Annotated in this window: 18 protein-coding genes; 10 read left to right on the top strand and 8 right to left on the bottom strand. The window is 71.9% G+C overall.

Going from position 1 to position 20,730, the window contains the following annotated elements; all coding sequences use genetic code 11:
* The first annotated feature begins 1,600 nt into the window (after positions 1 to 1,600).
* Together AB0H75_RS48230 and ettA are read left to right on the top strand one after the other, a co-directional pair.
* Positions 1,601 to 2,890 (top strand): GGDEF domain-containing protein, encoded by a 1,290-nt coding sequence (locus AB0H75_RS48230; protein WP_367808456.1) that lies wholly within the window; start codon positions 1,601 to 1,603, stop codon positions 2,888 to 2,890.
* A 130-nt stretch (positions 2,891 to 3,020) separates the two neighbouring features.
* Complete coding sequence (gene ettA, locus AB0H75_RS48225; RefSeq protein ID WP_367808454.1) at positions 3,021 to 4,685, top strand: energy-dependent translational throttle protein EttA; 1,665 nt, start codon at positions 3,021 to 3,023, stop codon at positions 4,683 to 4,685.
* A gap of 214 nt (positions 4,686 to 4,899) precedes the next feature.
* On the opposite strand, the gene AB0H75_RS48220 is transcribed toward ettA, so the two are convergent.
* The 3 genes from AB0H75_RS48220 to AB0H75_RS48210 are packed head-to-tail and all read right to left on the bottom strand — an operon-like array spanning position 4,900 to position 7,586.
* A complete protein-coding gene (locus AB0H75_RS48220) occupies positions 4,900 to 5,322 on the bottom strand; it encodes a hypothetical protein (protein ID WP_367808452.1) in 423 nt (140 codons plus the stop codon).
* A gap of 6 nt (positions 5,323 to 5,328) precedes the next feature.
* A complete protein-coding gene (locus AB0H75_RS48215; RefSeq protein WP_367808450.1) occupies positions 5,329 to 6,276 on the bottom strand; it encodes a ribonucleotide-diphosphate reductase subunit beta in 948 nt (315 codons plus the stop codon).
* Positions 6,273 to 7,586, bottom strand: a complete 1,314-nt coding sequence (locus tag AB0H75_RS48210; RefSeq protein ID WP_367808446.1) for an MFS transporter — start codon at positions 7,584 to 7,586, stop codon at positions 6,273 to 6,275. The genes AB0H75_RS48215 and AB0H75_RS48210 overlap by 4 nt, the downstream gene beginning before the upstream one ends.
* A gap of 163 nt (positions 7,587 to 7,749) precedes the next feature.
* Here AB0H75_RS48210 and AB0H75_RS48205 point away from each other — a divergent pair, with 163 nt between their 5' ends.
* From AB0H75_RS48205 to AB0H75_RS48190, 4 genes are all read left to right on the top strand, one after another.
* Positions 7,750 to 8,262, top strand: a complete 513-nt coding sequence (locus tag AB0H75_RS48205) for a VOC family protein (protein ID WP_367808445.1) — start codon at positions 7,750 to 7,752, stop codon at positions 8,260 to 8,262.
* Between the two features lie 97 nt (positions 8,263 to 8,359).
* The gene (locus AB0H75_RS48200) at positions 8,360 to 8,767 is read left to right on the top strand and encodes a Zn-ribbon domain-containing OB-fold protein (RefSeq protein WP_367808444.1); all 408 of its coding nucleotides are present in this window, start codon (positions 8,360 to 8,362) and stop codon (positions 8,765 to 8,767) included.
* A complete protein-coding gene (locus AB0H75_RS48195; protein WP_367808442.1) occupies positions 8,764 to 9,891 on the top strand; it encodes a thiolase in 1,128 nt (375 codons plus the stop codon). Before AB0H75_RS48200 ends, AB0H75_RS48195 begins: the two co-directional genes overlap by 4 nt.
* A gap of 47 nt (positions 9,892 to 9,938) precedes the next feature.
* The gene (locus tag AB0H75_RS48190; RefSeq protein ID WP_367808440.1) at positions 9,939 to 10,190 is read left to right on the top strand and encodes an SCO4226 family nickel-binding protein; all 252 of its coding nucleotides are present in this window, start codon (positions 9,939 to 9,941) and stop codon (positions 10,188 to 10,190) included.
* A gap of 131 nt (positions 10,191 to 10,321) precedes the next feature.
* Here AB0H75_RS48190 and AB0H75_RS48185 read toward each other — a convergent pair whose 3' ends face one another.
* Together AB0H75_RS48185 and AB0H75_RS48180 are read right to left on the bottom strand one after the other, a co-directional pair.
* The gene (locus AB0H75_RS48185; protein ID WP_367808438.1) at positions 10,322 to 12,427 is read right to left on the bottom strand and encodes an acetate--CoA ligase family protein; all 2,106 of its coding nucleotides are present in this window, start codon (positions 12,425 to 12,427) and stop codon (positions 10,322 to 10,324) included.
* Positions 12,428 to 12,431: 4 nt separating this feature from the next.
* Positions 12,432 to 13,586 (bottom strand): acyl-CoA dehydrogenase family protein, encoded by a 1,155-nt coding sequence (locus AB0H75_RS48180; RefSeq protein ID WP_367808436.1) that lies wholly within the window; start codon positions 13,584 to 13,586, stop codon positions 12,432 to 12,434.
* Between the two features lie 115 nt (positions 13,587 to 13,701).
* Between AB0H75_RS48180 and AB0H75_RS48175 the strand changes: the two genes are divergently transcribed.
* Positions 13,702 to 14,313: a TetR/AcrR family transcriptional regulator gene (locus tag AB0H75_RS48175; protein ID WP_367808434.1), complete on the top strand. Its 612-nt coding sequence runs from the start codon at positions 13,702 to 13,704 to the stop codon at positions 14,311 to 14,313.
* Between the two features lie 7 nt (positions 14,314 to 14,320).
* Here AB0H75_RS48175 and AB0H75_RS48170 read toward each other — a convergent pair whose 3' ends face one another.
* Entirely contained in the window at positions 14,321 to 15,145 is an 825-nt protein-coding gene (locus tag AB0H75_RS48170) for a MaoC/PaaZ C-terminal domain-containing protein (RefSeq protein ID WP_367808432.1), read from the bottom strand.
* Between the two features lies 1 nt (position 15,146).
* A complete protein-coding gene (locus tag AB0H75_RS48165; protein ID WP_367808430.1) occupies positions 15,147 to 16,046 on the bottom strand; it encodes an SDR family oxidoreductase in 900 nt (299 codons plus the stop codon).
* A gap of 75 nt (positions 16,047 to 16,121) precedes the next feature.
* Between AB0H75_RS48165 and AB0H75_RS48160 the strand changes: the two genes are divergently transcribed.
* The 3 genes from AB0H75_RS48160 to AB0H75_RS48150 are packed head-to-tail and all read left to right on the top strand — an operon-like array spanning position 16,122 to position 19,172.
* A complete protein-coding gene (locus AB0H75_RS48160; RefSeq protein WP_367808428.1) occupies positions 16,122 to 17,555 on the top strand; it encodes an MFS transporter in 1,434 nt (477 codons plus the stop codon).
* 23 nt (positions 17,556 to 17,578) lie between these two features.
* Positions 17,579 to 17,998, top strand: coding sequence for an acyl-CoA thioesterase (locus tag AB0H75_RS48155; protein ID WP_367808426.1), 420 nt, complete (start codon positions 17,579 to 17,581; stop codon positions 17,996 to 17,998).
* A 7-nt stretch (positions 17,999 to 18,005) separates the two neighbouring features.
* Positions 18,006 to 19,172: an MFS transporter gene (locus AB0H75_RS48150; RefSeq protein WP_367808424.1), complete on the top strand. Its 1,167-nt coding sequence runs from the start codon at positions 18,006 to 18,008 to the stop codon at positions 19,170 to 19,172.
* A 47-nt stretch (positions 19,173 to 19,219) separates the two neighbouring features.
* On the opposite strand, the gene AB0H75_RS48145 is transcribed toward AB0H75_RS48150, so the two are convergent.
* The gene (locus AB0H75_RS48145) at positions 19,220 to 20,728 is read right to left on the bottom strand and encodes a glycoside hydrolase family 13 protein (protein ID WP_367808422.1); all 1,509 of its coding nucleotides are present in this window, start codon (positions 20,726 to 20,728) and stop codon (positions 19,220 to 19,222) included.
* Positions 20,729 to 20,730: the final 2 nt, after the last annotated feature.

Genomic DNA, 20,730 nt, shown 5'->3' with positions numbered 1-20,730 from the left:
GGCATGTCGATCGAGATGCGCGACACCGACGAGGACGTCTTCCGCGCGGCGGAGGAGCTCGGCATCGATCTGTCCCGGCGCGAGCCGAGCAGCGTCGAGGAGGTCTGACACCCGACAACGGCAGCAGCAACCGGGGCGAAGGACCCCCGAACAACGGGCCCGGGCAGCGGGCCCCGGGCAGGGGGCCCCCGGACAACGGCCCGAATGACGGGAGACCGCCGAATGACGGAGACCGCCGAATGACGGAGGCCCCCGAATGACGGGGGACCGTCGGACAACGGGCCACGATCGCCATCCGGCACGCCTCCGCCCGCGGACGCGCCGCCCCTGACCGCGAGCACGAACACGCCGTCCCGCCGACACCTGTTGGCGGGACGGCGTAGTGCTTCCACCAGCCGCCCCGCACAGTCCACCCGCCCCACGCCGCCTCGACGCCGCCCCAAGCCGACGCCGTCTCAAGCCGACGCCGTCTCAAGCCGACGCCGTCCCAAGCCGACGCCACCCCTGAGTCGGCGCGGCTGCCCAGACGGGTGCGGCTGCCCAGACAGGTGACCTTCCACCGGTGCCGGTGCCTGGACCGATGGCCCTTCCACTGGTGCGGCTGCTCAAGCCGGTGTGGTCCTTGTGCTGGTGCGGTTGTTCTGGCCGGTGTGGCCCTGGCCTGGCGCTGTTGCTCAGACCAGCGCGGCCCTTCTGGGGACAGCATGACCCTCTGTACGGCGTGACCCTCCGTACGGTCCAACCCTCTGTACGGCGTGATCCTCTGGAACGGTGCGGTGCTCCGGTGGCCGGAGTTCCCGGCTTGGCTTGACGCTTCAGGCCGGTGAGCCTGATCGCAGCGGTGCTCCGGATGCCTCGCCGGTCGCCCTCGGCGCTGACCCGATGTCCATCGACACTGGCCATATGACCGGCTACGCCGCCTGCCGTGTCACCCACCGTGGCACTCACCGTGTCGCCCGCCGTGTCGTTCCGGCGTGTCGCCCGTCGCGTCACCAGCCGTGTCGACCACTACGTCACCAGGCGTGTCGCCCGCCGCGTCACCGGTCGCGTCGCTGGCCGTGGCGACCGTCGCGTCACCGGTCGCGTCGCCCGCTGTGTCGTCGGTGGTCGTTCGGGTCATGGGCCGTGGGGAGGGGCGGCCGTCGCTGTGGGCGGAGGGATGGGTTCGACTGGGCGTGGAGCTCGGCGAGGGCCGGGCCGTGACGCCGGGCAGGGCGAGGGGGCCGCCGGGGCCGTCCGGGCCGGGAGGGGTCCTGGGGAAGGCGGTGCGGGGGCGAGCCGGGCGGTCGGAGGGATGGTCCTGGAGGGAGAGGAGGGTGGACGGACCGTGGCTCGATGGGCGGGGAGGGAAGGGGGGAGGGGGTATCGGCCAGTCCCGTTCCCTCACCCCAAGGGGCGGCCGACAGTGTGTACACCCGGCGTCACATCCTAGAGAGGATCTGTCAGGTCCAGATCACACCCCGAGCCATGGCTGCTCCTTTCCAACGCGGCCCGCTCGCGGAGTGAGCAGGCACGGTCTCTGCAAACGTATCGGTTCCCATCGCGCAACGCACACTCCGCAATTATTGTGTTACACATCGTTAGTCAGAGAGGAGACGAGATGGCGGCGACCAGTCACGCCTCGATCCAGCCTCGCGACGGTGTGTCAACACTGGTCGGCCGTTGGCCGCTGCTGGGGCAGCGCCGTTCGCTCGTGATCTATCTGTCCGCGATGGTCGCCCTCGACCTCGTCGCGATCATGCTGTTCTCCGTCACCATCGAGTTCCGGTGGGCGGACGCCTACACCTTCGCCGCCCTCATGGCGTGCGGCGCGGTCTGCATCGAGGCCACCAGGCGGCTGGGCGTGCCGGCGGGCGTCTCGCGTGACCTGCTGTCGGCCTGGTGGCTGCCGGTGGCCCTGCTCCTGCCCCCGCTCTACGCGCTGTTCGCGCCCATCGTGCTCCACGGCCTGCTGCAGCTACGGGTCCGGGCGACGGTCCTCTACCGGCGGGTCACCAGCTCGGCCGCGATCGGCCTGGCGGGGTGCACGGCGTCGGTCCTGTTCCACCGTTTCGTCGAGGATCCGGGGCTGCTCTCCCGGGGCAGCGGGCCGCCGATCATCTACGCGGTCGTGGCCGCCGTGCTGTTCGCGTTGCTCAACATCGCCCTCATCGCCATCGCCGCGCTGACGGCCGCCCCCGACATGAGCTGGCGCGAGGTGCTGTGGAACAAGGAGAGCCTGCTGCTCGACATCGTCGAGCTGTGTCTGGGCATCACCGTCGCCATCGGCTGCGGGCTCAACCTCGCCCTGCTCCTGCTCGCCCTGCCGCCGGTCGTCCTGCTGCAACGCAGCCTCCTGCACGCGCAGTTGCAGGCCGCGGCCCGCACCGACGCCAAGACCGGGCTGCTCAACGCGGCCGCCTGGCAACGCGAGGCGGACACGGAGATCGTGCGCGCCCGCCGCAACGGTGACGCGCTGGCCCTGCTGATCATCGATATCGACCACTTCAAGCGGGTCAACGACGCCCACGGCCATCTGGCCGGCGATCAGGTGCTGGTGGGCGTGGCGGCCACGCTGCGCGGGCAGCTCCGGGAGTACGACGTGGTGGGGCGTTTCGGCGGCGAGGAGTTCGTGGTCCTGCTGCCGGGGGCCGACGCCCACGAGGCCCGCCGGGTCGCCGAGCGCCTGCGTACCCGCGTCAGCCGCATGGCCGTTCCCGCCGACGACACCCTGATCAGGGTCACCATCTCGACCGGCGTCGCGCTGATGAGCGTTCACGGCGACGACCTCATCGAGCTGCTGGCCGCCGCCGACCTGGCCCTCTACCGCGCCAAGGAGCTGGGGCGCGACCGCGTTTGCCTGCCCGCGGTCCAGCCCCAGCCGCAGCCGCTCACGGAGCCGGAGGTCTGAGCAACCCGCCTCTCGCTCGCCCCCGCCCGCGGAAAGGCTCCGGGGTAAGGCCCCGGGGAAGGCCCCGGGGTAAGGCCCGGGTGGGGAGGAGCGGCGGAAGCCTGGGTCAGGAGCCCCTAAGCTAGAAGGCATGCCGGAGTACATCTACACGCTGCAGCGCGTGCGCAAGGCGCACGGCGACAAGGTGGTCCTTGACGACGTCACGCTGTCGTTCCTGCCCGGGGCCAAGATCGGTGTGCTGGGGCCGAACGGCACCGGGAAGTCGACGCTGCTCCGGATGATGGCCGGCCTGGAGCAGCCGTCCAACGGTGACGCGCGGCTCATGCCCGGTTTCACGGTGGGCATGCTCCAGCAGGAGCCCCCGCTCAACGAGGAGAAGACCGTCCTCGGCAACGTGCAGGAAGGCGTCGCCGAGACGATGGCGATGCTCCAGCGCTTCAACGACATCGCCGAGCAGATGGCCACCGACTACAGCGACGAGCTGATGGACGAGATGGGTAAACTGCAGGACCAGCTGGAGCACCGCAACGCCTGGGATCTCGACAGCCAGCTGGAGCAGGCGATGGACGCGCTGCGCTGCCCGCCGCCCGACGCCGAGGTCTCCAAGCTGTCCGGTGGCGAGCGCCGCCGCGTCGCGCTGTGCAAGCTGCTGCTGGAGGCCCCCGACCTGCTGCTGCTCGACGAGCCCACCAACCACCTCGACGCCGAGAGCGTGCAGTGGCTGGAGCAGCACCTGGAGAAGTACCCCGGCACGGTGCTGGCCGTCACCCACGACCGCTACTTCCTCGACAACGTGGCGGGCTGGATCCTGGAGCTCGACCGCGGCCGGGCCTACGCCTACGAGGGCAACTACTCGACCTATCTGGAGGCCAAGACCCAGCGGCTCAAGGTCGAGGGGCAGAAGGACGCCAAGCGCAAGAAGCGCCTGGAGGACGAGCTGGAGTGGGTCCGCTCCAACCCGAAGGCCCGCCAGACCAAGAGCAAGGCCCGCCTCCAGCGCTACGAGGAGATGGCGGCCGAGGCCGACAAGTTCCGCAAGCTGGACTTCGAGGAGATCCAGATCCCGCCGGGCCCGCGCCTCGGCACCACGGTCATCAAGGCCGACGGCCTCACCAAGGGCTTCGGCGACCGGGTGCTCATGGAGGGGCTGACGTTCGACCTGCCGCGTAACGGCATCGTCGGCATCATCGGCCCCAACGGCGTCGGCAAGACCACGCTGTTCCGCATGATCACCGGCAGCGAGACGCCCGACCAGGGCTCGATCGTGGTCGGCGACACCGTCAAGATCTCCTACGCCGACCAGAGCCGTGGCGGCATCGACCCGAACAAGAACGTCTGGGAGGTCGTCTCCGACGGGCTCGACCACATCAAGGTCGGCAACGTCGAGATGCCGTCCAGGGCCTACATCGCGGCGTTCGGGTTCAAGGGCCCCGACCAGCAGAAGAAGGCCGGGGTGTTGTCGGGCGGCGAGCGCAACCGGCTCAACCTGGCGCTCACCCTGAAGCAGGGCGGCAACGTGCTGCTGCTGGACGAGCCGACCAACGACCTCGACACCGAGACCCTGTCGTCGCTGGAGAACGCGCTCCTCGACTTCCCGGGCTGCGCGGTCATCACCTCGCACGACCGGTGGTTCCTCGACCGCATCGCCACGCACATCCTGGCGTGGGAAGAGGGGTCCAACTGGTTCTGGTTCGAGGGCAACTTCGCCGACTACGAGAAGAACAAGGTCGAGCGCCTGGGTGCCGACGCGGCCCGTCCGCACCGGGTGACCTACCGGAAGCTGCACCGCGACTGAGCGGTGCCGCTCGGGCGTGAGACGACGACGGGTGCCGGTCCCTGGCGCGGGGGCCGGCACCTTCGCGTTCTGGCGGGCACCTTCGCGTTCCGGCGGGCACCTTCGCGTTCCTACTGGTACCTTCGCGTTCCGGCGGGCGCCTTCGCGTTCCTGCCGGCATCTTCGCGTTCCTGCGGGCAGGAGCTCCAGCGGGAGGAGCGCGGCAGGCGGAGGCTCAGGGAGCGGCGGGCAGGCGCGCCAGGACGGCCAGCGACTCGACGAAGAAGTAGATCGTCCGGAAGAACGCCAGTACGTCCCCCTGCTCCAGCCGCAGCCCCCGGTACATCACCACCCGCCCGGGATCGGCCCCCTCCCGCAGCGACCGCCAGACGTCGCGGTCGGCGGCGAGCACGTACTCCGCCTCCACCGCGGGGCCACGGACGATGGAGCCGTCGGTGCAGTGGCCGTCCTTCCAGGTCAGCACCAGGTACTCGCCGCTGTCGCGCACGCCCAGCGCCCAGCGGGCGGTGTACCCGGCCCGCGCCCGGTCGATCCAGCTCCAGTACGCCGGGAGCTTGCCCGCCCGGTCCTGCTCGGTGGGCCCGGCGTCCACGGCGGCGCGGGCGGCCTCGGCCCATTCGGCGGTGAAGAAGCGCATGGGCGGTCAGCCTCCGGCGAGTTCGGGCTCGATGCGGGCGACCATGTCCTGGATGTCCGGCGGGAGCGCGATGCCGACGTCCACGAGCTTCATGTGGAGCTGCCGGATCATCAGCCGCCTGACCTCCTCCGGCGTCCAGCCGAGCGCTTCCAGGGCGAGCCGCCGGCTGGTGGCGCCGTTGATGGCGAGGATGGTGCGCAGCGTCTCGTGGATCTGCAGCAGCAGCCGCGGGTCCGCCCGTACGGAGTCCCGCAGGAACCGCATGCCGAACTGCACGTGCCTGGCCTCGTCCCGGCAGGTGGCGGTGAAGCCGGTGTAGTAGCCGGGCAGGAAGCCGCGCTGCCGGCAGTAGGTCAGGGTGATCTTCATGACGGACAGGGCGAGCACGCCCTCGATCCACAGGAAGTACGTGGTGCCGTACCGCACCCGCGCCGCCGCGTCCTCGGGGTCGTGGCGCAGCTCGTCGGCCTGGTAGGCGAGCAGCCCGAACGGCCCCACGAACGTCTCCGACACGTGCGCGAACGAGGCGTCCAGCACCTCCTGCACCGAGTCGCCGGGCATGCCGACGACCTCGCGGTAGAAGCGGTCGAAGAAGACGGTGTGCCGGGCCTCGTCCTCGATCTGGCTCGACATGTAGATCTTGGACTCCTCGGAGCCGCCCAGCATGAACACCGGCAGCTCCACCTCCACCTGCCGCTCCCCGTGGTGGAGCCCGGCGGAGATGCCGACGAAGGCGTCGCGCTCGCCGGCCGTCATGCGCTCGCGCCAGTCCACGACGTCCTGGGTGAAGTCCAGCTCGTAGACGTCCCATCGCTGGCGCAGGTAGCGCTTGTAGAGCTCGGTGTAGTCGGGCAGGCGTTTGAGGTCGTGGTGCACGTACGCGAGCACGTCGTCGATGTCGAGGTCGCGGATGCCCCGCAGGTCGGACGTGGCCACACCGGTCAGATCGCTCATCCCTCCGCCTTCACCGCGACGTTGACGGGCGTGCGGGCGGCGCGCCGCCAGGGCCCATTGAACATCACGATCGCGGGGATGAACAACGCCAGGCAGCCGAGCGCCACGAACAGCCAGGTCTGCCAGCCGGTGGCCTCGACCACCCGCGGGATGACGAGGAGCCCGATCACGGCGATGCCCTTGGACAGGAAGCCGAACAGGCCCCACGCGGTGCCCTGCAGGCGCGGGTCGGCGTCCTCGGCGTCCTCGGAGTAGTTCGCCATCCACGGCGCGTACGCCACGCCGAGCGAGCCGCCGAGCAGCGCGCCGACCAGCATGAGCGTGCCGGAGGAGACGCCGGGCTGCCCGAGCAGGACGGCGAGGACGGCGGTGACGAGCACGGCGGCGAGCGTCCCGCCCAGGGTGAAGGGCTTGCGGAGCTGGAGGCGGTCGGACAGGCGGCCGGTGACGATGAGCGTGATGAGGTTGAGGCTCCAGAACGCCGCCATGATGGTGGACGCCTCCGCGCTGCTCACGCCCAGGGCGCCGACCAGCATGGTCTGCCCGAACAGCGACAGCGTGATGTAGAGGACCAGCCACAGCGAGATGCCGACGACGTGCGCCCAGATGTTGGGCCGGGCGAACAGCGCCCGCACCCGGACCGGCCGCCACGGCTCGACGACCTCGCTGGCGGCGCGCTCGGTGTGCTGGATCCTGGCCCGTAGCTCGGGCGACAGGTCGGCGATGTTGAGCGCGATCACGATGGAGATGACCAGCGAGAAGCAGCCCATGATGACGAACTGCGAGCGCCAGGAGTCGTCGAAGATCGGCAGGGTCCAGCCGGCGACGGCGGCGGCCAGGAAGTTCGCGCCGACCGGCCCCCACGTCCAGAACCCGAACGCCTGCGCCCGGCCGAGGCGCGGCGAGAAGTCGCGGATCAGCGGCGCGGTGCTGGCCATCGCCACCCCGTCCACGAACGCCAGCACGATCCTGGCGATCAGCAGGTCGCGCGGGCTGTGCACGAGCGTCATGGCGAAGCAGCACACGGCCGTCAGCGCCATGAGGGGGATGAGCAGCCGTACCCGGCCCACCCGGTCGGTGAGCCGGCCGCCGAGGATGGAGGCGATCGCGCCGGCCACGGCCGCGGCTCCGGAGACGGCGCCGTACGTGGCCAGCGTCATGTCCAGGTCTTTGAGCAGCAGCGGGACGACGGGCGCGATCTGCCCTTCGTAGGAGCCGATGAGGATGGCCAGGACGGCCATCGTGAGGATCTTCATGCGCCGGGCGCCGGTGGGGTATTCGTCGAGCTCACGGACGTAGGACAGCCTCATGGATGGCCTTTCTGATCGGGCTGGGCCCCCGCCTGTTCTAGAAGCTAGCTCTAGAATCTGCTTCTGCGATGCTGCGCCTCCGGCGGGCCGCAGTCAAGGGTGAGCGGCCGGTCACGCGCTAGAATCAAATTCTAGGATTCCCTCCGTCGTTAGGAGTCATGCCGTGGATCTGGAGCTGGACGGCCTTGAGGTGACCTTCGACCACACGGCCGTGGCCGCCCCGCGCATCAGGGACCTGCTGCCCATCTACCGCGACCTGCTCGGTGGCCGGCACCTGGGCGGCGGCGGCGACAACCGGGCCGCCGGCTACCGCACCCTGCAGCTCACCTATCCCAACGGCGGCAAGGTCGAGCTGATGGAGCCGCTGTCGGGCTCGGCCTTCTTCGACAGCTTCTTCGAGCTGACCCGCGGCCGGGGTGGCGTCCACCACCTGAACTTCCACGTCAACGACCTGGACGCGGCCGTCGCCCGGCTCACCGCCCGCGGCTACCGGCTGCACGGGCTCAACCGGGCCGGCACGCGCTGGCGGGAGGTCTTCCTGCACCCCAAGGAGGCGCACGGGGTGCTGATCCAGCTCGCCCAGCCGGGCTTCCGCGCCCCCGACGAGCCGCGCCCGAGCCTGGAGCAGGTGCTCGCCGGCCACGGCCGCAACGGCGACGGCATCCCCAGCCCCTGATCCTCGGCCCTCGACCCTGACCCCGCCCCTCGATCCCCTTCCCTTCCCGATCGCGGTAGATCTAGAGTGAGATTCTAGAACCAGATTGGGGAGGCCGATGAAGCCGGCACCTAGGCCCACGCCCGAGACCCAGCCGTTCTGGGACGGCACGGCCGCGGGAGAGCTCAGGATCCAGCGCTGCCAGTCGTGCGCGCGCCACTACTTCTACCCGCGGCCGAGCTGCCCCCATTGCGGCAGCGACCAGGTCGAATGGGTCCGGGCCAGCGGGCGCGCGACCCTCTACTCATACGTGATCAACCACCGCCCCGCGCCCGGCTTCGAGGACGAGGGCCCCTACGCGATCGCCGTCGTGGAGCTGGAGGAGGGCGTGCGCATGATGACGAACATCGTGGGCGTCGAGAACGTCCCCGAGAAGCTGCCCCTGGACATGGAGCTGCGCGTGGTGTTCGAGCGGCGCGGGGACGTCTCGGTGCCCCTCTTCGAGCCGGCGGAGGGCGCCCGATGAACATCGTGATCGCCGGCGCCGCCGAGACCGACGAGGTCGGCCGGCTGCCGCACCACTCGACCCTGCAGCTCCACCTGGAGGCCGCGCGCAACGCCCTCGCCGACGCGGGGCTCACCAAGGACGACATCGACGGCGTCGCCACGGTCGGCACGCCCGGCCCGATCCAGATCGCCCACGCCCTCGGCATCACCCCCGCCTGGCTGGACGGCACGGGCGTGGGCGGCTCGTCGTTCCTGTTCCACGTCCGGCACGCGGCGGCGGCCGTCCGCGCCGGGCTGTGCCACACCGTGCTCATCACCCACGGCGAGTCGGGCCGCTCGCGCATCGGGGCGGGCCGCTGGGGGATGGGGGCCGACTCGCTGCTCGGGCAGTTCGAGCTGCCGTACGGAGTGGTGGGGCCGCCCACGTCGTTCACGATCACCGCGCTGCGCTACATGAAGGAGACCGGCCTCACCCACGAGCAGCTCGCCGAGGTCGCGGTGGCGCAGCGCCGCTGGGCCCACCTCAACCCGCGCGCCATGTACCGGGACCTCATCACGGTCGAGGACGTGCTCGCCTCGCGCCTGGTCGCCTACCCCTTCCACCTGCTGGAATGCTGCCTGGTCACCGACGGCGGCGGCGCGCTGATCGTCACCAGCGAGGAGCGCGCCCGCCGCGCCCCGGTCCACCTGCTGGGCTCGGGGGAGTCGGCCGAGTCGCCGATCATCTCCCAGATGGAGGACTTCACCACCTCCAGGGCGTTCCGGCTGTCCGGCGAGGCCGCCTTCGCCGAAGCCAAGATCACCCACGAGGACGTGGACCACCTCATGATCTACGACGCCTTCGCGCACGTGCCGCTCTACGGCCTGGAGGACCTCGGCTTCGTAGGCCGCGGCGAGGCCGGGGCGTTCGTCGCCGAGGGCCACACCTCGCCCGGCGGCCGCCTGCCGATGAACACCAACGGCGGCGGCCTGTCCTACACCCACACCGGCATGTACGGCATGTTCGCCATCCAGGAGGCGGTGCGCCAGCTCCGCGGCGAGGCCGCCGCCCAGGTGCCGGGCGCGGAGGTGAGCGTGGTGCTGGGCAACGGCGGCATGTTCGCCTCGGCCGCCACCCTCGTCCTGGCCGGCCGGCGCCCTTGATGGAACGGCACGGAACGCCCATCCTCGCGGAAAGGGAGGAGGACGCGATGCCGAAGTTCATGGACGTGCACAGCGGCTTCGTCGGCGCGACCGAGGAGCAGCTGCGCGAGGCGCACGAGCGCGACCTGGCGATCGAGGACGCCGAGGGCGTGCACTTCGAGCGGGCCTGGCTGGACCCCGACTCGGGGAAGGTGTTCTGCCTGTCGTCCGGCCCGTCGAAGGAGGCGGTGCTGCGGGTGCACGAGAAGGCGGGCCACCCGACGACGGAGATCTACGAGCTGCCCGTCGAGGTCGAGTAGGACAGGGAGCGCCGGCCGGGATCCGCGGACCCCGGCCGGCGCCGCCCGCACGAGCGCCCGGTCAGGGGCGCCCGGTCAGGAGCGTCCGGTCACGAACGTCCGGTCACGGGCGCCAGGCCAGGGGCGTCCGGTCAGGGGCGCCAGGTCACCAGCGCGTCCAGGGCCTCGACGCGGGAGCCGGTGACCAGCAGCGGGTTGATCTCCAGGGACTCCAGGCGGTCGCCCAGGCTCTCCGCGAACGCCGCGATCCGCGCCACCACCTCGGCCACCGCGTCCAGGTCGGCGGGCTCGGCGCCCCTGGCCCCGCGCAGCAGCGCCGACCCCCGCAGCTCCGACAGGGCCAGGCGCACCTCGGCGGCGTCCACGGGCAGCACCCGCAACGCGGCGTCCCGCAGCACCTCCACCCACACGCCGCCGAGCCCGACGGCGAGCGTGGGCCCCCAGGCCGGATCGCGGACGATCCCGACCAGCAGCTCCACCCCGCCGCCGCGTTGCGGCTGCACGAGCACGCCGTCCGCCTCCGGTACCGCGCCGGTCAGCTCCGCGTGGACGCGCCGCACCTCCCCGGCGTCGCGCACGCCCAGCCGGACCCCGCCGACGTCGCTCTTGTGGCCGAGCCCTTCGGCGGCCACCTTGAGCACCACGGGATAGCCGAAGCCCTCGGCCGCCGCCACCGCCTCCTCCGCCGACCGGGCCAGCGCGGACGGCACCACCGGCAGGCCGGCCGAGGCCAGCAGCGCGGCGGCCCGGTGCTCGGCCCACACCCCGGACGCCCCCTCAGGGACGGCCACGGGCGCGGCCTCGGGGGCGGCCGGCCGGGACAGGACCCGGTCGCGGGTCTGCGACCAGCGGACGGCGGCGGCGATGGCCTGCAACCCGTGCTCGATCCCGCCCGCCACGTACGGGTAGCCGGTCTCCTGCTGCACCCGCCGCCCGAACTCCGTCACGTCCGTCAGCACGTTGCTCACCACGACGACGGGCACCGGCGACTCGGCGATGCGCCGTGCGCTGGCCGCGTACAGGGCGAGGACCGGCGCCGGATCGGGCGGCGCGACCTTGGGCGGCTCGGACAGCAGCAGCACCACGTCGATGCCGGGATCGGCGGTCACCACCTCCAGCGCCCGGCCCAGCAGGGTCCGGTCGACGAGCACGTAACCGGTGACGTCGAGGGGGTTCTGGACGGTGCCGAACGAGGGCACGATCTCCGCCAGCCTCGCCACCGTCTCGGGCGCGAACGCCGGCAGCTCCAGCCCCTCGTCCTCGGCCCGGTCCGCGATGATCTCCGACGCGCCGCCGGAGGGCGTGACGACGCCGATCCGCCGGCCGGGCAGCGGCCCGGTGGCGGCCAGCAGCCCCGCCGTGATGATCAGGTCCTCCAGCGAGCGCACCCGGATCACGCCGAGCTGGCGCAGGGCGGCGTCGATGACGTCGTCGTCGCCGACCAGCGCGCCGGTGTGCGCCTGGGCGGTCCGCGAGGCCAGCTTGCTGCGCCCGATCTTCAGCGCCACGATGGGCTTGCCGGCCTCCAGGGCCCGCCGCGCCACCCGGGCGAACTCCGCCGGGTTCCTGATCGTCTCCAGGAACAACGCGATGACCCTGGTCGCCGGATCGTCCACCAGGTAGTCGACCACGTCGGTGACCGTGAGGACCGACTCGTTGCCCATCGAGGTCAGCAGGCTGATGCCGACGTTGCGGGCCAGGGCGAAGCCCAGCACGGAGCTGGCCAGCGCGCCGCTCTGCAGCACCACGCCGACCGCGCCGCGCAGCAGCGGCTCCGGGATGGGCAGCCCGTACGGGGTGACCCCGGCGGCGGCGTTGATGTAGCCGTTGCCGTTCGGCCCGAGGACGGTCAGGCCGTGCTCGCGGGCGAAGGCGGCGATCTCGGCCTCCATCCGGGCGCCCTCCGCGCCGGACTCGCCGAAGCCCGCCGTCAGCACGACGTAGGCGCGGATGCCGAGCTCGGCGCCCTCCCGCAGCACCCCGAGCACCGCGGCGGTCGGGACCATGACGTACGCCAGGTCCACCGGCTCCGGGATCTCGGTGAGGCTGCGGTGGGCGGGCAGGCCGTGGACCACGCCGCCGCGCGGGTTCACCAGGTGGACGGGCCCGGGGAAGCCGTGCGTCCGCAGGTTGAGCAGGGTGCTGACCGACCATCCCGACTTGTCCGTGGCGCCGACCAGCGCGATCGAGCGCGGGTTGAACAGTGCCTTGACCGACGACAGTGCCTCGACCGACATACGATCACTCCCCGATGAGACCGAGCCGCGCGTGCCCCTTGATCAGGTTGCGGGCGATGGTACGCCGCTGGATCTCGTCGGTGCCCTCGAAGATGCGCAGCAGCCGCAGCTCCCGGTACCACCGCTCGATCGGCAGCTCCTTCGTGTACCCCATACCCCCGTGGATCTGGAGCACCCGGTCCACGACCTGGTTGGCCATGACGGCGCCGTTGAGCTTGGCGATGGAGGAGGCGTGCCGGGCGTCCATGCCCTCCTGCACCCGCCAGGCCGCGTAGAGCGTCAGCCACTTGGCGGCCTCGATCTCCACCTGGGAGTCGGCGATCATCCACTGGATGGCCTGGTACTCGGAGATCGTCTGGCCCATCGACTTGCGGATCTTGGAGTAGTCGACGGCCATCTGGAGCATGCGCTCGGCCGAGCCGATCGCGCGGGCGGGGATCATGTAGCGGCCCTGGCCGATCCACTGCATGGCCAGCTCGAAGCCCTTGCCCAGCTCGCCGAGGATGTTCTCCTCCGGCACCCGTACGTCCTGGAACACCAGCGACGCCGGCCCCCACTCGCCCATGGTCGGGATGGGCTCGGACCTCCAGCCCATGTCCCGGTCGGCCAGGAAGCAGGTCACGCCGTGCCCCTCGGCCACGGCGAACACCATGACGAAGTCGGCCTCGCTGCCGTTGGTGATGAAGGTCTTCTCGCCGTTGATGATCCACTCGCCGCCGTCGCGGACGGCCTTGGTGCGGATGTTGCGGGCGTCGGAGCCGGCACCGGGCTCGGTGATCGCGAAGCAGGAGCGGCGCTCGCCCTCGATGGTGGGGATGAGGTAGCGGCGCTTCTGCTCCTCGGTGCCGGCGTAGAGGATGTTGTCGGCGCTGCCGCCGAAGGTGAACGGCACGAAGGTGCGGCCCAGCTCCATGGCGATGATGGCCGACATGACGGGGCCGAGGGCGGCGCCGCCGTACTCCTCGGGCGTGTTGATGCCCCAGAAACCGGACTTCCTGGCCTTGGCCCGCAGGTCGCGCTGGACGTCGCGGTCGAGCCCCGGGCGGCCCTCGCGCTCGTTGCGCAGCACCTCGGGCTCCAGCGGCATGACCTCTTTCTCGATGAAGGACCGTACGGTGTCGCGGATCTGCCGTTCCTCGGGGCTGAGCGAGAAGTCCACGGCCGCCTCCTGCCTGCAGAAATTTCTAGAATCTTTCTCTAGGAATACATTCCAGTCCCCGGCCGCCGCTGTCAAGAATCAGATTCTAGAATTTGGGGGCGCTACGATGGCACGCATGGCACGTAAGTCCTCGTGGGAGTGGAGCCGCACCGCGCAGACCCGCAGGAGCATGCTGCAGGCGGCTCGCGAGGTCTTCAGCGAGCACGGCTTCGCCGAGGCCAACGTCTCGGAGGTGGTGGCCCGCGCCGGCTCCAGCGTGGGCAGCCTCTACCACCACTTCGGCGGCAAGACCGAGCTGTTCCTCGCCCTGTACGAAGACCACCAGGCGGCGCACGAGCAGGCGGCGGCCGCCAGCGTGTCCAAGGCCAAGAAGGAGGGCGTCGGCGACCCCGTCGAGCTGCTGATCGCCGGGGCGCGGGCCTACCTCGCCGGCGCCTGGGAGCGGCGCGACCTGGTCCGCCTGTTCATCGACGGCGACGGGCCGCCCGGCTTCGAGCTGATCCGCCGCACCCGGGGCCGCGAGTGGGTGCGGCAGAACGCCGTGCTGCTCGGCGCCGGGGGCGACCCGCTCGACCGGTTCACCGTGGCCGTGCTGACCAGCATCATCGGCGAGGCCGCGCGCGAGGTGGCCACCTCCGACACCGAGGAGGAGGCCCAGGAGGTCATCGAGGCGGCGATGACGCTGATCCGCCGCCTCGATCCGCTGAAGGTCCTCGACGAGAGCTGAGCCCCGCTCAGGCCGGCGCCACGGTGGCCCGGCCCCGGTCGATGACCACCGTGCCGTCGTCCTTCGCCGTCCTGAAGAGCACGTCGGGGCCGTCCGCCCAGATCGACACCGTCAGCGCCTCGCCCGGGAAGACCGGGCTGGTGAAGCGGCCCGACATCGCCCTGAAGCGGGCCGGGTCCGAGCCGGCGACCGCGTGCAGCAACGCCCGGCCGGTGACCCCGTACGTGCACAGCCCGTGCAGGATCGGCCGGTCGAAGCCGGCCCGCGCGGCGAACTCCGGATCGCTGTGCAGCGGGTTGTAGTCGCCGGACAGCCGGTAGACCAGCGCCTGCTCGGGCCGCGTCGCATAGGTGATCTTGTGGTCGGGGGCCCGGCCGGGCGGCGTCCAGTCGTCGCGCGGCCCGCGCTCGCCGCCGAAGCCGCCCTCGCCCCTGATGAACACCGCGCTGCGGCTGACCACGACGGGCTCGCCGGTCTCCAGGTCCACCGCGCGGGCCTCGGTGGTCACCAGCGCGCCCGACCCCTTGTCGTAGATGCCGGTGACCGTGCTGGAGGTGCGCACCCCGCCGGCCGGCGGCAGCTCGCGGAACAGCTCGAACGCCTGCTCGGCGTGGACCAGCATGGCCCGGTCGAAGTCGCCGAGCCGCCGCCCCGGCGCCTGAGCCGCCAGCACCGCGAACGTCGGCAGCACCCGCTGCCCCTTCTCGGTGGTGAACTCCAGCTCCGAGGTGCCCGCGCCGACCCCGAGCGCGTACAGCATGGTGTCCTTGGCGGTCCAGGTGCGCTCGTACGCCGGCCCTTCCTGGCCTATGACGCCGTGGTCGAGCGGCATGTCAGTCCTCCCGCCCGGGGATGCGGCCGTTGGTGAGCGCGTTGGGCGCGGCCTTCTCGACCAGGGCGGGGATCACCGCGCCCAGCTCGGCCGGGTCCCACCGGGAGCCCTTGTCCACGCCGGGGCCCGCGTGCCAGCCCTCGGCCACGCTGATCGCGCCGCCGCGCACGTTGAAGACCCGGCCGGTGATGCCGCGCGCCTCGGCGCTGGCCAGCCAGACCACCAGCGGCGCGATGTCGTCGGGGTCGGCGCCCTTGACGCCGGCCGGGATGAGGCTCTCGGTCATGCGGGTCAGGGCGGCGGGGGCGATGGCGTTGACGGTGATGCCGTAACGCTCCAGCTCCCTGGCCGCGATGATGGTGAGGCCCGCTATGCCCGCCTTTGCGGCGCCGTAGTTACCCTGTCCGGGGTTGCCGTAGATGCCGGAGGACGACGTCGTGTTGATGATCCGGGCGTCCACCGCCTCGCCCGCCTTGGCCTTGGCCCGCCAGTAGGCGGCGGCATGGCGCAGCGGTGCGAACGTCCCGCGCAGGTGGACCCTGATGACGGCGTCCCATTCCTCGGCCGTCATGTTGACGAGCATCCGGTCGCGCAGGATGCCCGCGTTGTTGACCAGCACGTGCAGGTCGCCGAAGTGGTCGACGGCGGCGCGTACCAGCCGCTCGGCGCCCTCGAAGTCGGAGACGTCCTCGCCGTTGACGAGGGCCTGGCCGCCCAGGGCCTCGATCTCGGCCGCCACCTCGGCCGCGGCTCCGGACGAGCCGGTGCCGTCCACCTCCGCGCCCAGGTCGTTGACCACCACCTTCGCGCCCTGCCTGGCGAACTCCAGCGCGTGCCCGCGCCCGATGCCCCGGGCCCCGCCCGTGACGATGACCACGCGGCCCTCGACTATCCCGCTCATCCGACACCTCGATCCTTGACCGGCTGACGATGTGAATTGGATTCTAGTATTAAAATCTAGAAAGGATAGGGTCTCTTGACGCTCACGACCACCACCTCCATGAGGCAGGCCTGGCGAACGTTGTCGGTCGTGAGCCTCGCCAGCGTGCTGACCGGCCTCGGCGGCAGCGCCATCAACGTCGCGCTGCCCGAGATCGCCAGGCACACCGGGGCGGACGCCACGGCCGCGGGCTGGATCCTCCTGGGCTTCCAGTTGACCACGACCGTCCTCATGGTGGTGTTCGGCCGGCTGGCCGACCTGTTCGGGCGGCGCCGCATGTACCTCCTGGGGCTGGGCACCTACACCGCCGCCGCCCTCCTGGCCGGGTTCGCGCCCGGCGCGTGGGCGATCGTCGCGCTGCGCGTGGTGCAGGCCGCCGGCGCCGCGATGTTGCTCACCAACAGCGCCGCCCTGGTCACCGACGCCTTCCCGCGCGAGCGGCTGGGCGAGGGCATGGGCGTCTACGTGGCCTCGTTCTCGATCGCCGGGCTGGTCGGGCCGACGCTGGGCGGGTTCCTGGCCGAGAGCCTGGGCTGGCGCTGGGTGTTCTGGTTCAACGTGCCGCTCGGCGTGGCCTGCCTGGTCTGGGGTGCGCTCGTGCTGCGCGGCCCGGCCCCCGGCGACCGGGAACGCGGCCTCGACCTGCCCGGCAGCCTGCTCGTGCTGGTCACGCTGGGCGGGCTGCTGCTGGCGCTGTCGGAGTTCACCCGGCTCGGCTGGGGGCACCCGGTCGTGGTGGCGGGGCTGGTGGCGTTCGCGGCCGGGCTGCCGCTGTTCCTGGCCAGGGAGCGGCGGGCCGCGCACCCGGTGGTGGACCTGGAGCTGTTCCGCGAGCGGGCCTTCGCCTTCGGGACGCTCGCCTCGTTCCTCAACGCTGTCGCCCGCATGGGCATGGTGTTCATGGTCGCGCTCTACTTCCAGGCCGTGCGCGGCGAGGACCCGGTGCAGGCCGGGCTCAAGGTGTTACCGCTGGCGGTGGCCGCGATGACCGCCTCCGTGGTCTCCGGGTTCCTGCAACGCCTGCTCACCGCGCGCACGCTGGCCGTGGCCGGGGCCGCCACCACCACGTGCGGGCTGGTGGCCATGTTCGCCGTGATGTCGGCCGACGCGCCGTACCCGGCCGTCGCGCTGGGGCTGGTGCTCATCGGGCTCGGCTCGGGCGTGTTCCTGCCCTCCAACACCACCGCCATCCTCGATGGCCTGCCCTCCAACCGGCTGGGCATCGTCAACGCCATGCGCCTCATGCTCCAGAACACCGGCAACGTCGTCGGCACCGGCCTGGTCCTGTCGATCATCACCGCCCCGCTGCCCGCCGCCCTGCACCAGCAGGTCTTCGCCGGCACGCTGGCCCGGCTCTCCGGCGGCGCCGTCGAGCGGCTGGTCACCGGCTACCAGTGGGCGCTCGGCACGATGGCCGCGATCTCGGTGCTGACCGTGCTGGCCTGCCTGGCCCGGCGCAGGACGTCCTGACCGGGACCGGTAGCGTGTTCGGCGTGGTTGAGCACAGCAGTCCCCGGCGGCACGTCTACCTGCGAGCCGTGCGGTTCGCCGACATCGACTCCCAGGGCCACGTCAACAACGTGCGCTTCCTCGACTACCTGGAGGACGCCCGCTTCGGCATGTTCGCCATCGACCTGCACAACGCGGGGGAGCAGCCGTTCGGCGGCCTCGTGGTCACCCGGCACGAGATCGACTACCGCCGCCCGCTCGGCTTCCGTCCCGATCCGGTGCGCGTGGAGACCTGGGTGGAGGAGATCAGGCCGGTACGCTTCCGGCTGCGCTACGAGATCCGCGACGACGACCAGCTCTACGTCACCGCCGCCTCGGTCATCGCCGCCTACGACGTCCAGCGGGCCGCCCCGCGCCGGCTCACCGAGGAGGAGCTGACCTACCTCAAGCGTTTCTCCGGATGAGACCCGGATGAGACGCTGGTGGATGCTCGCGTTAGGGGTCAACGCCCACGCGAGCGTCACCCTGGGCCTGTTCGGCCTCCCCCTGGTCATGCCGGAGATCCAGCGGCACTTCGGGGTGTCGCTGCCGGTCGCCGGGGTCATCGCCAACGCCCCGGCCTTCGGCATCCTGGCCGCGCTCGTCGCCTGGGGCGCGCTGGCCGACCGGCACGGCGAGCGGCTGATCCTGGGCGCCGGCGTGGGCCTGGCGGCGGTGCTGTTCGCCGCCGTCGCCCTCGTCGAGCGGGCGTGGGCGGTGGTCGCGCTGCTCGCGCTGGCCGGCGCGGCGGGCTCGGCCGCGATGGTCGGCGGCGGCCGGATCGTGCTGCGCTGGTTCCGGCCGCCCGAGCGGGGCGTCGCCATGGGCCTGCGGCAGGTCTCCTTCACGCTGGGCATGGCGGTGGGCGCGTTCGTGCTGCCGCCGGTCGCGGGGGCGTGCGGGCTGCCCGGCGTGCTCCTGGTCTGCGCGGGCGCGAGCCTGCTGGCCGCCGTGCTGGCCGCCCTGTTCCTGGCCGAGCCGCCGCACGAGCCGGCCGGGAGCGGCGGCGCGGCGGGCGGCGGCTCGCCGTACCGGCAGCGCGCGCTGTGGCGGGTGCACGCCACCAGCGCGCTGCACGTGGTGCCCCAGATCGTGGTCAGCACGTACGGCGTGACCTGCCTGGTCGAGCTCTACCGCTGGGACGCCGTCGCGGCCGGCCGGCTGTTCGGCGCGGCCGCGATCGGCGGAGCCGCGGTGCGCATCGCGGCCGGCCGCTGGTCGGACCGGTCCGGGCTGCGCATGCGGCCCCTGCTGCTGATCACCTTCGCCAACCTCGCCGTGCTGGCCCTGCTGGTCGCCGGCACGCTCACGAGGACCTGGCTCGGCCCCGCCATGCTGGCCCTGGCCGCCGTGATGACCGTGGCCGGCAACGGGCTCGCCTACCTCGCGGCGGGCGAGCTGGCCGGGCCCGCGTGGGCGGGCCGGGTGCTGGGCACCCACAACACCCTGCAGAACACCGTCTCGCTGGCCGCCACGCCGCTGGCCGGCGTGCTCATGGAGCGCGCCGGCTTCTGGGCGGGCTTCGCCGCGGGGCTGGCCTGCGCGATCCTGTCGGTGCCGGTCGTGCCCTGGCGAGGGGAGCACGGGCAGCGGTCATGACACGCGGCGTGGGCGGCCAGGACGTGCGGCGCGGGCCGTGCGGGCGGTTAGGACGCGCGGCGCAGCCACACGGCCGTGTCGGGCGGCAGCAGGCCGCCCTTGACCGGGCCGCTCGCCAGGATCACCGCCTCGTGCGCCGGCAGGCGCACCGGGCGCGGGCCGCAGTTGAGGGCGCAGACCAGCGGGCCCCGGGAGAAGAAAAGCGCACCCTCGGGGGAGTCCAGCCACTCCAGGGTGTAGGGAATCTCCCTGACCAGATCGCGGCGGGTGGCCAGGGCCCGTCGGTAGAACTCCAGCGTCGAGTCGGCGTCGCCCTCCTGCTTGGCCACGCTCAGCTCGGCGAACACCGGCGGCTGCGGCAGCCACGGCTCCACGGCGTCCGGCGAGAAGCCGTACGAGGGGGTGTCCACCGTCCACGGGATCGGCACCCGGCAGCCGTCGCGCCCCGGCAGCTCCCCCTTCGACTGGAAGAACACCGGGTCCTGCCGGGCCTCGGCCGGCAGGTCGGTGACCTCCGGCAGCCCCAGCTCCTCGCCCTGGTAGAGGTAGGCCGAGCCGGGCAGGGCCAGCATCGCCAGCAGCGCCGCCCTGGCCCGCGCCGCCCCGGTGCCGGGGTCGGCCGTCTCGTAGCGCGTGCGGTGGCGTACCACGTCGTGGTTGGACAGCACCCACGTCGCGAACGGCACGGTGCCGAGCGTGTCGTCGATCACCTTCCTGAACGCGGTGGCCGACCAGGGCGCCTGCAGCCAGGCGAAGTTGAAGCTCTGGTGCAGCTCGTCGGGCCGCACGTAGCGCGCGAGGTCCTCGGGGCTGTCGGTCCACACCTCGCCGACCGCCATGCGCTCGCCCGGGTAGCCGTCGAGCACCCGGCGCCAGGCGCGGTAGACGCCGTGCACCTCGGGCTGCCCCCAGATGGGCGAGGCCGCCTTGAACGACTGGTCGCCGACGTCGGGCAGGCCCTCCGCCTTGTAGAGGCCCATCGCCACGTCGATGCGGAACCCGTCGACCCCGCGGTCCAGCCAGAACCGCAGGATGTCGAGGAACTCCTCGTGGACCTCCGGGTTGCGCCAGTTGAAGTCGGGCTGCCCGGGGGCGAACAGGTGCAGGTAGTACTGGCCGTCCGGCACCTGGGTCCAGGCCGGGCCGCCGAAGGTGGACTGCCAGTTGTTGGTCGTGTCGCGGAAGACGTAACGGTCACGGCCCTCGCCCCGCAACGCCTCCTGGAACCAGGGATGCCGGTCGGAGCTGTGGTTGGGCACGATGTCCACGATCACCCGCAGCCCCAGCTCGTGCGCCTCGGCGACCAGCGCGTCGAAGTCGGCCAGCGAGCCGAACAGCGGATCGACGCCGCGGTAGTCGGCCACGTCGTAGCCCCCGTCGGCCATCGGCGAGGGGTAGAACGGCGTCAGCCAGACGGCGTCCACGCCCAGCGCGCGCAGGTAGGGCAGGTGCTGCCGCACCCCGTTGAGGTCGCCGACGCCGTCGCCCGAGGCGTCGGCGAAGCTGCGTACATAGATCTCGTAAACGACGGCGTCACGCCACCAGGGGATGTCCATGT

The sequence above is a fragment of the Nonomuraea sp. NPDC050783 genome, assembly GCF_040802095.1.
Taxonomy (GTDB): domain Bacteria; phylum Actinomycetota; class Actinomycetes; order Streptosporangiales; family Streptosporangiaceae; genus Nonomuraea.
This window is presented reverse-complemented; position numbering and strand designations above follow the sequence as displayed.

Excerpts from the sequence above, each read along its gene's own strand:
- AB0H75_RS48230 (WP_367808456.1), top strand. The coding sequence starts at position 1,601 with ATGGCGGCGACCAGTCACGCCTCGATCCAGCCTCGCGACGGTGTGTCA.
- ettA (WP_367808454.1), top strand. The coding sequence starts at position 3,021 with ATGCCGGAGTACATCTACACGCTGCAGCGCGTGCGCAAGGCGCACGGC.
- AB0H75_RS48220 (WP_367808452.1), bottom strand. The coding sequence starts at position 5,322 with ATGCGCTTCTTCACCGCCGAATGGGCCGAGGCCGCCCGCGCCGCCGTG.
- AB0H75_RS48215 (WP_367808450.1), bottom strand. The coding sequence starts at position 6,276 with ATGAGCGATCTGACCGGTGTGGCCACGTCCGACCTGCGGGGCATCCGC.
- AB0H75_RS48210 (WP_367808446.1), bottom strand. The coding sequence starts at position 7,586 with ATGAGGCTGTCCTACGTCCGTGAGCTCGACGAATACCCCACCGGCGCC.
- AB0H75_RS48200 (WP_367808444.1), top strand. The coding sequence starts at position 8,360 with ATGAAGCCGGCACCTAGGCCCACGCCCGAGACCCAGCCGTTCTGGGAC.
- AB0H75_RS48195 (WP_367808442.1), top strand. The coding sequence starts at position 8,764 with ATGAACATCGTGATCGCCGGCGCCGCCGAGACCGACGAGGTCGGCCGG.
- AB0H75_RS48190 (WP_367808440.1), top strand. The coding sequence starts at position 9,939 with ATGCCGAAGTTCATGGACGTGCACAGCGGCTTCGTCGGCGCGACCGAG.
- AB0H75_RS48185 (WP_367808438.1), bottom strand. The coding sequence starts at position 12,427 with ATGTCGGTCGAGGCACTGTCGTCGGTCAAGGCACTGTTCAACCCGCGC.
- AB0H75_RS48175 (WP_367808434.1), top strand. The coding sequence starts at position 13,702 with ATGGCACGTAAGTCCTCGTGGGAGTGGAGCCGCACCGCGCAGACCCGC.
- AB0H75_RS48170 (WP_367808432.1), bottom strand. The coding sequence starts at position 15,145 with ATGCCGCTCGACCACGGCGTCATAGGCCAGGAAGGGCCGGCGTACGAG.
- AB0H75_RS48165 (WP_367808430.1), bottom strand. The coding sequence starts at position 16,046 with ATGAGCGGGATAGTCGAGGGCCGCGTGGTCATCGTCACGGGCGGGGCC.
- AB0H75_RS48150 (WP_367808424.1), top strand. The coding sequence starts at position 18,006 with ATGAGACGCTGGTGGATGCTCGCGTTAGGGGTCAACGCCCACGCGAGC.
- AB0H75_RS48145 (WP_367808422.1), bottom strand. The coding sequence starts at position 20,728 with ATGGACATCCCCTGGTGGCGTGACGCCGTCGTTTACGAGATCTATGTA.